Genomic DNA, 13,215 nt, shown 5'->3' with positions numbered 1-13,215 from the left:
AAAGCAGCTGACATCAGGTTCGGATCATTAACGGATCGGGGGATGAACAAGGAATGCGGCTATCATCTGTGCGAGGTCCTCTTTAAGGACATCCCATTCGCCTTCCCATGAGCCTACTATTGACAGTCCCAGCCCCAGATATCTGGTGATGGCGGAATATGTCACCGTGAAGGCTGTGTCGACGGCGCGCTTAGGGCTTGGCTGCTGGATCTGGTCCTCATACTCAAGCATGGCGTCCTTTATTGCAGTGGCGGCGAGCACATAAGAATCTTTGCCTGTCTGCGCGATCAGCGGGTCTTCAGTGGCGCGCATCATGAAAGGGCGCATGACTTCGTGATGTTCGCGAAGGGTTTCGGCTAGCGCCTCCACCAGACCGACTATCAGATGGGGCAGATCGCGCGTTTGGGCTTTGGCCATAGCGAGACGGCGGTGCATATCTGCGTCCACGCGTTGCAGCACACGAAGCTGCACAGCGTGCAGCAAGTTTTCCTTGCTTTCAAAGCGGTTATATATCGAACCGATCGACACCTTGCCCTTGCGGCTCACAGCATTGAGCGTGAAGTCGCATGAACCTTCACTGCGGAGAAGATCCTCGGCAGCAGCCAGCATACGCTCATACGACGCCTTGCTGCGCCCCTGCACGGGGGCTCGCAATGTCTTAGCCAGTCCTACATCGCTCATCATGATGACCCTCTTGCTCAATCCCCCTACAAAATCAATTCCCCATTGTCTTTAAATTATTATTAGAATAATAATTCGAGTTTGATACACAATCTACCGTGATGGGATGAATTAGTGGCTGAAAACTTTGATTATATCATTGTGGGTGCTGGCTCCTCCGGCTGTGCTGTGGCCCGGCGGCTGAGCGACAACCCCGCCAGCCGCGTACTGTTGGTAGAGTCAGGCGGAACCAACCAGAGCATATTTATCAAAATGGCTGCGGGCTTCGCGAAGATCATGGGCAACCCTGCGTACTTCTGGTCATTCCCCGTTACTCCGCAGCCAGATCGCCCCCTGGAGCGTCATGGATATGGCAAGGGCCTCGGCGGCTCGTCGGCGGTCAACGGCATGTGGTATCTGCGGGGCCACCCCCGCGACTTTGACAACTGGCGGGCGATGGGGCTTCCTTCATGGGGGTGGGATGACATTGCGGCAGCATACAAGAAAATCGAGGATTATCGGTGTGCCGGAGCCGATGAATCCCGCGGAACCGGTGGCCCCCTCCAGATCACGCAATCGACGTACAAGTCGGAGGTGTTCGATGCGATTGTCGCGGCCTGCAACGAACAGGGCGTTGCATGGACCGATGATATCTGCACTCCAGCCAGCAGCGGAGTGGGCCGTACGCAATATACTGTCGACAGGAGAGGAAAGCGCGCATCGGCCTATGAAGCTTTTCTGGCTCCGGTTCGTAACAGACCTAATCTGAAGATCATGACGGATTGCACTGTCAAGCGAATCCTTATGGACGCTGGCCGTGCCGTTGCTATCGAATGTGAGGTTGGAGGGCAGAGTATACGTTATTGCGCGAACCGAGAGATCATTCTGTCCGCCGGGGTCTACAGGTCGCCACATCTGCTCATGCTGTCAGGTATCGGTCCCGGTGCCCAATTGTCGGAACTGGGTATTGAGGTGTTGCAAGATCTGCCAGCGGTGGGCCAAAATTTATGCGATCATCAGAAGATGGGGATTTCCTTCGATCTGGAAAATCATCCCGGCCTCAACCGAGAATTTCGTGGCTGGCGCCTCGCGCGCAATGCGCTGCGATATTTTGCGACCGGGACTGGCCCGCTAGCGCGCGTTGGCCTGCCGATTACCGCAATGGTATCCAGCGAGGGTGAGCCGGATTGGCCGGACATACAGCTGGCAGCATCGCCTTTTGCGATGCGTACGGTGCAGGAAATGGCGGCGAGACCCGGCAGTCCGATATCCGAAAGGCCAGGCATTACCTTTGCAGGCTTTGACCTGCGGCCGAAAGGGCGAGGCAATGTGAAGCTGAGCAGTGGCGATTACCGCGATGCGCCGCTTGTTGATCCTCGCTTCTGGAGCGACGAGCGGGATATCGCGAAAGCCCGCCTGTTGTTTGGCTTGTTGCGTAGATTGGCGGGTGCCAGCGCGTTGTCGCACTATGTGGGCGCGGAGCGTTCGCCCGGTGCGGCGGTGCAATGCGAAAGTGAAATCATGGATGCGTTGCGCCGGATGACGGACCCAGGCCTGCATGGTACTGGCACCTGTTCCATGGGTGTGGATCACAGAAACTCAGTTGTCGGTGATGACTGCCGGGTGCATGGCGTCGATGGACTTCGGGTCGTAGACTGCTCGATTATGCCGACGCCGATTTCTGGCAACACCAACGCGCCTGCAATGGCAATCGGCCAGCGTGCGGCTGAACTTATAGCGAGCGGGAGATAGCGCGCTGAGCGCGGCTATCCCCCGGCAGCGAATCAGAAATTCTCGCCAACCATTTCTTCGCTCTTTGCCCACAGTGCTTTTGCGTTAGCCGGATCAAGCGCATAAGAGCGAACGCTGTCATGCGTGCCTACGCCGTCCGCGACCTTGGCGATCCGGTAATCAACACAGTATCGCCCGCCAACCTCATCGCCATTGGCAACGATAGCGGCCCAGACCGGCATGGCCGCGCCTTGTGTTACCGTCTTCATCTCCATGGGCGGGCCGCCAGTGCCCGGCACAAGCGCTTTTATGCGAGCGCGCAGCGCGTCCATGTCTTCGGAGGACAGGTGGCTGGCGAGATCCGTGTTGACCGCACCGGGATGCACAGCGACAGAGCGGATGCCTCGCGACTTGTGGCGCCGGTCAAATTCGACCGCGAACAGGATAGTGGCGGTTTTGGAGCGCCCATAAGCATCCCATCTGTCATAATCGGTGTTTTCGTAATTGGGATCGTTGAGATCGACATCGGAAAAGCGATGCCCCGCGGTTGAAAGCGTCACGACCCGGCCGCCATCGTTTATGAGCTGCGCAATGCGGTTGATGAGTACAAAGTGGCCTAGATGGTTGGTGCCGAACTGCATTTCAAAGCCATCTGCAGTTTTGCCCAATGGCGTTGCCATTACACCAGCATTGGCGATGATGATATCAAAGCGCCTGCCGTCGTTGACAAGAACATCGGCCGCGTGGCGGACGCTTGCAAGCGATGCAAGGTCCAGCTCAATCAAGTCAAAGCTACCGCCATTGACAGCCGCTTCGCGAACGCCTGCTGTTGCGGCCTCACCCTTCGCAAGGTTGCGCGCAGTGCCGACGACATCTGCTCCATGCGCGACAAAGGCGCGGGCGATTTCTACACCGAGACCAGCCGAAACACCAGTAACGAGCACTCGCTTGCCGGATAGGTCCATGCCTGCCATCACGTCGTCAGTAGTGGTCTTTCCATCGAATTCGCTCATGATATGTCCTGTAAGAATTGGGCCGTTCTAGATGCGAGAGCGGCAATAGGGCTGAAGGAAGCGGGTTCATGCGTGGTGCGCGTCAATCCTGCGGTTTGTTGGTGCGGCCCCACAATGCCATCCGGCTTAGCAGGCGATCGCGGAGCACAAGCTGATGATAGGCCGCGCCAACAACATGCAGCCCAATCAGGACGAGCAGAAACCGGGCTGCCCATGCGTGCACCTGCGCACTCGGAAGAGACGCAAGATGTGTCGGCAGTTCTCCTGCCTCGGTTGCAAAAAGTATGTCGCCCAGACCCGAAATCTTTACAGTGGCCATACCACTTGCGAGCATGACCAGCACGCCCAGCCGCAAGACGATGTGTACAGCCTTGGCCAGCAGATCGAGCGCGCCGCTGCCTGAGGTTGCCTTCCGCGGTGCCCGGAACACGACTGCGGTGATGGCGTAGATCAAGAATATCGCCAGTGTAGTGAGCCCCATCATCACATGGAGACGCAGCACGCCGACTTTGGCCGGGTCAGCATCATCAAGCGGGGCAATTCCTTTCAGACCTCCGGCAAGCATGAGGATGACGATCAGGGCCAGCAGCCAATGCATAAGGGCGCGCGGCCTTGCATAGCGGTCCATTTGTTCCTGATTGCTGGCTGCTGAGTTCGTTTGCATAGATATTTCTCCGCTCTCAGGCGTTATCGCACGTCTCGAATGAAGGCGACGCACGCTGCTCCGAGTATGATGAACACGATGCCCATGACAAAAAGGATCGAGTAGCTTCCCACAAAACTCACCATTCCTCCTGCGAGGCCGACGCCGAGCGTCTGTGAAAGGGTGGTGGTAGTATTGATGATGCCAAGATCCTTTCCGGCATCGTCCTGAGACGGCAGTACTTTGGTAATGAGGACATAGTCCACCGAGCCAAAGCCGCCAAAGCCTGCGCCGATGAGGAAACTGTATACAATCAGCCCGGCAAAATTGGGGAAGGCGAGCGGCACCGCAATTGCTGCCACCATCACGGCAGAGCAGGCGTAGATGAGTGGGCGGGTGACATCCAGTCTATCACTGAGCCAGCCCGCGAGGGGCGTACCGACCGCAGAGCCTAGCATCCCGGCGAGGCCCATCAGCGGCATGGTTTTAACCGCCGCCGCGCCCAGCCCGGCATAATCCTGAAGAATATACAGCAAATAGACTGTGAGGGGGAAAAAGCCGGTCAGAATGAGAAACCGTCCAAGGAACGTCCATCCGAATGCCGGATAGCGCACCGGGTTCACCCAAAATGTCCGTAGCAGAATCCCGGCGTTCATCGGCGGCTTTTCAACCCCCAGATTGGAGCGCTTGTTCACCAGCGCAAATGTCAGTACCGCAACCAGCAGCAAGGCGCTGACCGCGAGATAGCCGAGCAGTAGCTCATCCGCGAACACCGCACCCGCGACCTGCCCGAACAGCACACCCAGCAGGTGCGAGAGGCCGACCGAAGCCGAGAATATGCCACGCCGCGCCACGGGAACCCGCTCAGGGATATGGACCAGTATCGGGGTGAAAACAAAATTGGTGCTGGCTTGTATAAGGAGCCAGTAGACCGCAAGCTCCGTGATGCTTGTTGCCTGGGCCAGCAATATCGCGAGGACGACCGTCGCCACGGCGCCGACCAGCATCCAGGGCGCTCTTCCGCCAATTCTCGTGCGAGTCCGGTCACTCAACGCCCCCGCTATCGGTGCCGATAGCAGCGCGCCGATGGCCCCTATCCCAACGACAAGCGCAAGCCCGCCGGCCGCGCCTTTGGGGTCGATCTGCTGAATTTGAAGTGCAAGAAATACGGACTGAAGCGCCGTCCAGAACACGAAAAGGACGACAGCAACGAAAACGAGCGTCGTCAGCAACGGGACAAGGCGCAGCTCACGCAGGCTGGGCAAAGCAGCGGTCGACGAAGGCTTATCAGGAGCGAGCGTGGCCTCTGGCACGGAAACGGACATCTGAGTTCCTTCTCTCGTCCGCCAAGCCATAGCGAGGCGGGGTTGTACTCTGGCGGTGCGTCACGTGGCTGTTATTGGTCCGTAATGCCCATTGCCGCGGCACTATCGGCCATATTTCTCCAGCAAGTTGAACAGCGTTTTCGCCGGCTGTTCCGAAGGGGCATATTTGATGAACCAGCCTTCATACTCGCCGGATACCGATCCCTTGAAGCCATAGTCTTTCAACATGCCCAGCAACTCCTTGTATGGCGTGTTGGGTTCCTCGCCATCCGCGGTAAACATATGCGCCTTTGCATGGCAGTGTACGGTATATTTAAGCAGCGGTTCGAGCGTAGAGAGCGGGTTGCTCTGTATCTGCCCCGGTGCGTTTGGTCCCTGCCAGCAGGAGAAATCCGGCACGAGGCGAAACCAGGGGGAGTCGACCGCATCCAATGCTTCCTGATAATAGGACGGCGGATGCGGGGCGTGCAGCTCGACCCCCCAGATCACGCCGTACTTTTCGAGAGAGGGTAATACGGCGTTCACGAAGTCGATGAGTTGTCCAACGGGGTTGGCATTGAAGGCAGGGCGCATGATCGGTGCGCCAAGATAGGCGGTGAGGGCGATCATCCGCTTGGCGTGATGCACCAGCTCCTCAAAGGTTTGCGGACGATCACTGCGGATGTTCTTGCCGAAGTAGCAGCTGAAGCAGAATATCTCCATGCCAAGAGATTCAACCAGCTCCCGGATCTGCGTCAGGTCATCCAGGCTAGGGTTTGGCCAGCCCGGAATATGCTGTTCTGCTATGATCTCGACACCGTCGCATCCCAGCTCGGCGGCTTTGCGAATGGCGTCAAACACGTCCATCTTGCCCGCGTGCAGATCGGCGCCAAAGCTGTAGAGGGTAAGCCCAAGTTTCATTCAACCACGCTCCACTTCGCCGGTAAGCCGATAAGGCAACGTGTCATCAGGAAAGCCATAGCTGAAGGTCGTGCGCATATCGATTTCGACGCCTATCTCGTTTGTGTCTTTGAGGAGGGCAGGGATCGCCGGATCGGTCAAAAAGACCTCCGCGACTTCACCCATGCCCCACCATATTTCATGCAAATTCTTGGCATACGCTGCAGGCACCATTTGCCCGCGAAGGGAGAGGAAGATGTGCCCCTCCGATACATTATGGCCATTCACCGCTATGCCGAGTGAAGACACGGTGGAAAGATGGGTGCCAGTATACCAGGGGTTACGGATGAGTAGCCGCCACCCCGCGTCGGTCTGTTCAATCCGGTTGGACGCGAACAGATCGCGCTGACCCAGACCGGAGAAGACGAAGATACCTTGCTTCGCTCTATCGGCCTGGTTCCTGTTGGTACGCGGAGGTTCGGCATTCATTTAGTAAATCTCCATCCGGTTCGGGTCAGAACTTGACGCCGATGCGCAAGCCATAAGTGCGTGGATCGCCAACGAAGGCAGAGCCATCGGTAAAGTTGGGGAAGTTCGCTGAAAGCGAGGTGCTGCCCAATGTGATGTTGTCTTCGATGTTCTTGACGTAACCCTGAACGTAAAAGCGGTCGCCGGAGCTGTTGTAGGTCAGCAAAAGATCGGTCTTGGTATAGCTGGGCTGGCGGAAGAAGCCGCGCAGACCGGTGCTGATCAGGTGATAGCTGTCGCTGATCCGTGTGCGGACACCGGCCACTAGCGATCCTTCGCCGATTGGCAGGGTATATTCATAGCCCGCAGAGGCTGTCCACGTCGGCGAACGATCCAGCTTCTCGCCCTTGAATTCGACGCCCGGCGCAACCTGATAGCTGGTGTAGCGTGCATTCATCCACACAGCCGCAAAGGAGAAACGGTTGCGGCGCGTCGGCTGGAGCGTGGTTTCCATCTCTACGCCGTCGATCTTGGCCTTGCCCGCGTTCTTGATGACGAGGCACGGGCCGCCGCAATAGGTAGCGTCAATCTGGCTCAACTGCAGGTTGGAATAATCATAGTGGAAGTAATTCGCCGATAACCGCACTGCTCTGCTCAGATTGGCCTTGATGCCAATCTCGTATGAGGTGAGAGTCTCCGGCTTGTAGAACAAGTCCTTGCTGGGCGCAGCGAGGTTGCAGTTTGTCTGCCCTGCAAGGCACCCCTCGTTAAAGCCTCCGGCCTTGTAGCCCGTTGATACAGAGCCATATAGCAGTGTGTCAGGCGTCAGATCATAGTCGACACCGACCTTCCATGTGACTTTGCTATAGCTTACCGAGGCGTTGTTGAGCGAGTCACGCACCGGCTGGAAACCCGTGGCAGGGCTGCCGGGGTTCGTGGTGCCCGGTTGTACGCCCGTGCTATAATCGAGCGGATCGGTAAGGTTGGCGTGATTGATCGTGTTGCCCAGCCGTGACTTGTCGTCGCTGGTGTGACGAATACCCGCCGTCAGTCTCAGCGTGTCGGTCACGCTGAAAGTCCCCTGCCCGAAAAAGCCGAGAGTCTTGGAGATCGTCGGATGCTGCGAGAAGCCATAGATATAGCCACGCTGGCCGGGCTGGAAGAAGCGCGTGCCAAATAGCAGGAAGTCCACGCCAGACTCTTCGCGGAAATAATAGACGCCCGCCTGCGCTTTGAGGCGATCTGAGTTATAAGCGAACCTCAGCTCGTGCGACTGCTGCTTATAATCGCCCTCAAAGGTCGCGTTCAGCGGATATTGCCCGGCGAACGGTCCGAACAGCAGGCGGCCAACATAGCCGCGCTGCACCTCGTCACGCGTGAACTCGCGATAGGAGCCGACATAGGTTGCGGTGATGGAGTCGGACAGGTCAACCTCCAACTCACCCATCAGGCCCCAGGTGTCATTGTCGCTGGTGGCCTTGCTTCCCTGAGTATAACCCAGCGTGCGATATTCGCTGGAGCTGCGGCCCGAACGATAGACGGGCGTTGCACCGCGCTGCCCCGGCGCCGGGCCGAGGATCGGCATCTGATAAAAATTGGCTAGGGCTACGCCGGTTGTCGGATTGCCCTTCATTGTGCTGTAGTCGCCCTTCACATAGAGGCGTACGCTCTCGCCGAAATCGAATTTCGCGCCGAGGCGGAACGACAGATCATCTTTGCCGGGGTTGAGCGAGGGTGCGGAAGCCCCCTTCAGGATATAGCTGTCGCGGCGGTTATAATTTACCGCTGCGCGAACGGCCACACTGTCTCCGACCGGCAGGTTTATCATGCCAGACGCATGAACGGTGTCGTAATTGCCGTATGTAATGTCGGCAGATGCCTGAAACTCTGGCTTGGGTCGTGCCGACACTGCATTGATGAGGCCAGCGGTGGTGTTGCGGCCATAGAGCGTGCCCTGCGGCCCGCGCAGAACCTCAACGCGCTCCAGATCGAACAGGCTCGTTTCCTGCGCTTGCGGACGGGCGATATACACGCCGTCAGACAGGAACGCGGCTGATGGATCACCCTTTTCCGACACGTCTGCGCTGGTTACCCCGCGAATGGTTATCTGAAGCCCGTTACCATTAACCCGGTCCACAGAAAGGCTGGGCGCTGCGTCTGCGAGCCGCGTGGGGTCGGAAATGCCCTGATCACGAAGGTTGTCGGACGTCAGGACGGAGAGGGCGGTCGGGGTTTTGGACGCGAGCGACTCGACCCGGTTGGCCGTAACCACGATGTCTTCAATTGCGACTTCCGGCGGGGCGTTTTCAGCATAGGCCAACTGAGGCGCGCTAAAAAATGCTGCCGAAACAAGCAGCCGGCTGCAAACGAACGTGGCACGACGTGCCGAGAGTCTCTGATTGTTGATCATTGTAAACCTCCCCATAGTTTTGTTGGCCTTTACAGCCCCACTGTCTTGCAGGCCCAATCGTTGGCGACTGGCACCAATGTTATGCATGCAAAAAGTGGTTGGTTGGCTGTGTGATCCTCATCTCATTACCGTCGATTGACTGGACGGCTTTATTTTGGAATAAGAACTATTGTTCTATTATTGAGCAAGGTTGTCAATAGCCAAAAACTGCTGCGCTCATCAATAGGGTGGATAGGCTCAAAACCTCAGAATTATGACCTAAAAACAGTACAGTATAATAGTTTATAAGGAGGGAAGATGCGTCGATTGCGGATGGGATTGATAGGGGGCGGCCCCGGCGCTTTCATTGGGCCTATCCATCGAATCGCGGCAGAACTGGATCGCGAAATTGAGCTGGTCGCCGGGGTGTTCAGCAGCGATGCTGTCAGGTCACGGCTGGGCGGGGAGAGCTATCGGATCGATCCTGAACGAGCCTATGCTGACGTTGCGACCATGTTATACGCTGAGCGTGGCAGAGACGATGGCATCGATTTCGTTACGATCGCATCGCCCAATGCGCACCATCTGCCTGCCGCGCGATTGTCCTTGGAGGCAGGCGTCGCCGTAATGAGCGACAAACCGGCCACAGCGACCCTTAACGAGGCACGGGAGTTGGCCGCGATTATCGGCAACACGCGCCAGCCCTACAGGCTATCCTACACCTATTCGGGCTACCCGCTTGTTCGGGAGGCCCGGTCCCTGATTTCTGCGGGCAGGATCGGCGCGGTGCGCAAAGTGGTGGTCGAATATGCGCAAGGCTGGCTGGCGGGCGCGGCAATGGGCAAGCAGGCGGAGTGGCGCGTTAATCCGGCGCAGGCGGGAGAGGGCGGGGCGATTGCCGACATCGGCGTGCATGCCTTTCACCTTGCGGAATTCGTGACCGGGCTGCGAACGACTCAGCTTCTGGCTGATCTCGCCAGCGTCGTTCCGGGCCGCACGCTGGATGACGATTGCCAAATCCTGCTGCGCTTTGACAATGGTGCGCGGGGTGTGCTGCTGGCGTCGCAGATCATGATTGGGGAGCGCAATGGGCTGCGTCTGCGCGTCTATGGTGACAAAGGCGGGATAGACTGGTCGCAGGAACAACCCAACCGGCTGACATTGCATCATGCCGATGGTCGAACCGAGTTGATTCAGGCGGCCGATGCGTCCCTTTCGGGTGATGCCAAATGGGCGAGCCGGACACCAGGCGGCCATCCGGAAGGATATCTCGAAGCCTTCGCCAACCTGTATCGTGATTTTGCCCGTGTGTTGCGGGGGGAATCTGGAAGCCTGATACCAGGCATTGAGGATGGCTTGCGCGGTATGGCGCTGATCCATCTATCCGTCCACGCCAGCCGCGAACGCGCCGGCTGGATCAATTTCGAGGTATAAGCTATGCGTACCATCAAAGGCCCAGGCATTTTTCTCGCGCAGTTTGCGGGCGATGCGCCTCCCTTCAACACGCTCGAATCGATTGCCGATTGGGCGGCGGCGCTGGGCTACAAGGGCATACAGATCCCCAGTTGGGATGCACGGCTGTTCGATTTGGAAAAGGCTGCGGAAAGCCAGATTTATTGTGATGAGATCAGGGGCATGCTGGCCGATAAGGGGCTGGCGATCACCGAGCTTTCCACCCATCTTCAGGGCCAGTTGGTTGCGGTTCACCCGGCCTATGACGCGCAGTTCGATGCTTTTGCCGCCCCCCATGTGCGTGGCGATCCGCGCGTGCGGCAGGCGTGGGCGGTCGATCAGCTCAAAAAGGCTGCGGTGGCGAGCCGCAGGCTGGGCCTAACCACGCATGCGAGCTTTTCCGGCGCGCTGGCCTGGCCCTATTTCTATCCGTGGCCGCAACGGCCCGCGGGCTTGGTGGAAGATGCTTTTGACGAGCTGGCGCGGCGCTGGCGGCCCATCCTCGATCACTTCGATGCAAACGGCGTTGATATTGCATACGAGATCCATCCCGGCGAAGATCTGCACGACGGCATCACCTTCGAGATGTTTCTCGATCGTGTCGGCAACCATCCGCGCGCGAATATCCTCTACGACCCTTCGCATTTCGTGCTGCAACAGCTCGACTATCTGGCCTTCATCGATATCTATCACCCGCGCATCAAGGCGTTTCATGTAAAGGATGCCGAATTCCGGCCTAACGGACGCAGCGGCGTCTATGGCGGGTATCAGCCGTGGGTCGAGCGGGCGGGGCGCTTCCGCTCATTGGGAGATGGGCAGATCGATTTCGGCCAGATCTTCGCGAAGATGGCTGCCTATGACTTTTCCGGTTGGGCGGTGCTGGAATGGGAATGTGCGCTCAAGCATCCAGAGGCAGGCGCCGCCGAGGGTGCGCCTTTTATCGCGCGCCATATTATCCCGGTGACGGACCATGCCTTCGATGACTTTGCCGCGGGCGGCGCAGACCGCGCGCTTAATGCGCGGTTGATGGGGATAGCTGAGCGCGCACTGCGCACCCAGCCCGTCGCTCAATCCATTTCGTAATTGGTGCCAAAGTCCGCAGGCGGTGGGCCATCGGCGGACCACAGGAACATGCCGTCCTTTTTGGTCCATTCCTGCGCTTCCCACATCGCCTGTTCCGGGATGTAGTCTATGTCGTGGAAATATTCGGCCATGCCGTTCCAAGGATCACGGAAATAGTGGAAATAGTTGGAGCCCACGCCATGCCGCCCCGGCCCCCAGACGTGCTTGTAGCCCTTTGACAGCAGGCGCGTGGCGGCAACCCCAGCCTCATCGATATCCCCCATTTCGAAGCTTGCATGATGAAAGCCGGGCGCTGCGGATTTGAGCAGCGCGACCACATGATGATCGCTGTCGCCGCTCGTGCGCATGAAGGCCGCATAGCCATCCACGATCCTGTCGCTCAGCCTCAGGCCCAGTACTTCACAATAGAAGTGTGACTGCGCGATCACATCTTGCGCGAACAGGATGAAGTGCCCCATGCGGCGCGGGCGCGGCTGTATATCGAACGGCGGACAGCCTTTCTCGCCAAGGCGGGCATAGAGGCCGGGCCGGTTCTTGAGAGGTGCTGGGGTGTCCCTTACGAAGTCAGCCGCTTCGGCTATTTGCACATTGACGAGGCTGCCTTCCGGATCGCGGAACCACAGGCCAGCGGGAGCACCCGCATAGGGCGGATCGAGCCGTGTGATCCCGCGCTCCTGCAGGCGCTGCGCAATCGTCTCCATCCCGGCTGCGGTCGTGCCTAGCGAGAAATGGTGAAACTTGCGCTTCTGCCCTGTCTCGATCAGCACGACCTGATCCTGATCCCGCCCGAAACACCGCATCGCGACATGGTTGGGCCGGTCGACGCGTTCCAGCCCAAAGGCCTCATAGAAATCAACACCCACCGTCATGTCGGGAATGCCGAGTGCAATGTGCTGCAACGACGTGATCATATCCTCTCCTCCCAATTTTGGGCTTGGCTGCCCTGTGCTGCGGGTGTTCGCTCAGGCGAACAGTTTTGCCGCCGTGCGGGCGACCAGCTCGCCCTGGTGACGCGCGCCTTCCAGTTCGTTCTCCGATGGCTGACGCTCGCCTTTGCCGCCCGCGATGGTGGTGGCGCCGTATGGCGAACCGCCGGTGACCTCGTCGATGCGCAACTGGCCCTGAAAACTGTAGGGCAGGCCAACGACGACCATGCCGAAGTGCAGCAGGTTGGTGATCATCGAGAACAGGGTGGTTTCCTGCCCGCCGTGCTGGCTACCTGTGGATGAGAAGGCCGCACCGACCTTGCCGTTCAGCGCTCCGCGCGCCCACAAGCCGCCTGTCTGATCGAGAAACGCCGCCATCTGGCTAGGCATCCTGCCATAGCGCGTCGGCGCGCCAAGGATGATCGCGTCGAAATCGGCCAGTTCATCGACAGTGCAGACAGGCGCTGCCTGATCCAGCTTGAAATGCGCCGCCTGAGCGACCTCGGCGGGTGCCGTTTCTGGTACGCGCTTGATAGTCACCTCGGCACCCGCGCGTTTTGCACCCTCTGCCACGGCAGACGCCATTGTCTCAATGTGACCATAGCTTGAATAATAGAGTATCAATACCTTCGTCATGTCTGTCTCC

General features: G+C 58.4%; 12 protein-coding genes. 3 read left to right on the top strand and 9 right to left on the bottom strand.

The window, feature by feature from the left end; translation table 11 throughout:
• Positions 1 to 27 precede the first annotated feature (27 nt).
• Positions 28 to 684 carry a TetR/AcrR family transcriptional regulator gene (locus EQG66_RS11490; RefSeq protein ID WP_129404736.1) on the bottom strand — a complete coding sequence of 219 codons (657 nt, stop codon included), beginning with the start codon at positions 682 to 684 and terminating at the stop codon, positions 28 to 30.
• A 111-nt stretch (positions 685 to 795) separates the two neighbouring features.
• Here EQG66_RS11490 and EQG66_RS11485 point away from each other — a divergent pair, with 111 nt between their 5' ends.
• A complete protein-coding gene (locus EQG66_RS11485) occupies positions 796 to 2,412 on the top strand; it encodes a GMC family oxidoreductase (protein WP_129404735.1) in 1,617 nt (538 codons plus the stop codon).
• 32 nt (positions 2,413 to 2,444) lie between these two features.
• Here the strand turns inward: EQG66_RS11485 and EQG66_RS11480 are convergent, their stop codons facing one another.
• From EQG66_RS11480 to EQG66_RS11455, 6 genes are all read right to left on the bottom strand, one after another.
• A complete protein-coding gene (locus tag EQG66_RS11480) occupies positions 2,445 to 3,404 on the bottom strand; it encodes an SDR family NAD(P)-dependent oxidoreductase (RefSeq protein ID WP_129404734.1) in 960 nt (319 codons plus the stop codon).
• 82 nt (positions 3,405 to 3,486) lie between these two features.
• Positions 3,487 to 4,068 carry a cytochrome b gene (locus EQG66_RS11475; protein ID WP_129404733.1) on the bottom strand — a complete coding sequence of 194 codons (582 nt, stop codon included), beginning with the start codon at positions 4,066 to 4,068 and terminating at the stop codon, positions 3,487 to 3,489.
• Positions 4,069 to 4,091: 23 nt separating this feature from the next.
• A complete protein-coding gene (locus EQG66_RS11470) occupies positions 4,092 to 5,372 on the bottom strand; it encodes an MFS transporter (RefSeq protein ID WP_164975665.1) in 1,281 nt (426 codons plus the stop codon).
• A 102-nt stretch (positions 5,373 to 5,474) separates the two neighbouring features.
• Complete coding sequence (locus tag EQG66_RS11465; protein ID WP_129404731.1) at positions 5,475 to 6,272, bottom strand: sugar phosphate isomerase/epimerase family protein; 798 nt, start codon at positions 6,270 to 6,272, stop codon at positions 5,475 to 5,477.
• Complete coding sequence (locus tag EQG66_RS11460; protein ID WP_129404730.1) at positions 6,273 to 6,740, bottom strand: C-glycoside deglycosidase beta subunit domain-containing protein; 468 nt, start codon at positions 6,738 to 6,740, stop codon at positions 6,273 to 6,275.
• A 25-nt stretch (positions 6,741 to 6,765) separates the two neighbouring features.
• Positions 6,766 to 9,039, bottom strand: coding sequence for a TonB-dependent receptor (locus EQG66_RS11455; protein ID WP_164975664.1), 2,274 nt, complete (start codon positions 9,037 to 9,039; stop codon positions 6,766 to 6,768).
• A 387-nt stretch (positions 9,040 to 9,426) separates the two neighbouring features.
• Here EQG66_RS11455 and EQG66_RS11450 point away from each other — a divergent pair, with 387 nt between their 5' ends.
• Positions 9,427 to 10,542: a Gfo/Idh/MocA family protein gene (locus EQG66_RS11450; protein ID WP_129404728.1), complete on the top strand. Its 1,116-nt coding sequence runs from the start codon at positions 9,427 to 9,429 to the stop codon at positions 10,540 to 10,542.
• A 3-nt stretch (positions 10,543 to 10,545) separates the two neighbouring features.
• Positions 10,546 to 11,643 carry a sugar phosphate isomerase/epimerase family protein gene (locus tag EQG66_RS11445; RefSeq protein WP_129404727.1) on the top strand — a complete coding sequence of 366 codons (1,098 nt, stop codon included), beginning with the start codon at positions 10,546 to 10,548 and terminating at the stop codon, positions 11,641 to 11,643.
• Here EQG66_RS11445 and EQG66_RS11440 read toward each other — a convergent pair.
• Positions 11,628 to 12,554, bottom strand: coding sequence for a VOC family protein (locus tag EQG66_RS11440; protein ID WP_129404726.1), 927 nt, complete (start codon positions 12,552 to 12,554; stop codon positions 11,628 to 11,630). The two genes, EQG66_RS11445 and EQG66_RS11440, sit on opposite strands and share 16 nt — an antisense overlap.
• Positions 12,555 to 12,605: 51 nt before the next feature.
• Entirely contained in the window at positions 12,606 to 13,205 is a 600-nt protein-coding gene (gene wrbA, locus EQG66_RS11435; RefSeq protein WP_129404725.1) for an NAD(P)H:quinone oxidoreductase, read from the bottom strand.
• Between the last annotated feature and the right edge of the window lie 10 nt (positions 13,206 to 13,215).

Origin of the sequence: Sphingobium fluviale (assembly GCF_004122115.1) — a bacterium.
GTDB classification, from domain to species: domain Bacteria; phylum Pseudomonadota; class Alphaproteobacteria; order Sphingomonadales; family Sphingomonadaceae; genus Sphingobium; species Sphingobium fluviale.
This window is presented reverse-complemented; position numbering and strand designations above follow the sequence as displayed.

Excerpts from the sequence above, each read along its gene's own strand:
- EQG66_RS11465 (WP_129404731.1), bottom strand. The coding sequence starts at position 6,272 with ATGAAACTTGGGCTTACCCTCTACAGCTTTGGCGCCGATCTGCACGCG.
- EQG66_RS11475 (WP_129404733.1), bottom strand. The coding sequence starts at position 4,068 with ATGCAAACGAACTCAGCAGCCAGCAATCAGGAACAAATGGACCGCTAT.
- wrbA (WP_129404725.1), bottom strand. The coding sequence starts at position 13,205 with ATGACGAAGGTATTGATACTCTATTATTCAAGCTATGGTCACATTGAG.
- EQG66_RS11440 (WP_129404726.1), bottom strand. The coding sequence starts at position 12,554 with ATGATCACGTCGTTGCAGCACATTGCACTCGGCATTCCCGACATGACG.
- EQG66_RS11445 (WP_129404727.1), top strand. The coding sequence starts at position 10,546 with ATGCGTACCATCAAAGGCCCAGGCATTTTTCTCGCGCAGTTTGCGGGC.
- EQG66_RS11490 (WP_129404736.1), bottom strand. The coding sequence starts at position 684 with ATGATGAGCGATGTAGGACTGGCTAAGACATTGCGAGCCCCCGTGCAG.
- EQG66_RS11460 (WP_129404730.1), bottom strand. The coding sequence starts at position 6,740 with ATGAATGCCGAACCTCCGCGTACCAACAGGAACCAGGCCGATAGAGCG.
- EQG66_RS11470 (WP_164975665.1), bottom strand. The coding sequence starts at position 5,372 with ATGTCCGTTTCCGTGCCAGAGGCCACGCTCGCTCCTGATAAGCCTTCG.
- EQG66_RS11480 (WP_129404734.1), bottom strand. The coding sequence starts at position 3,404 with ATGAGCGAATTCGATGGAAAGACCACTACTGACGACGTGATGGCAGGC.
- EQG66_RS11450 (WP_129404728.1), top strand. The coding sequence starts at position 9,427 with ATGCGTCGATTGCGGATGGGATTGATAGGGGGCGGCCCCGGCGCTTTC.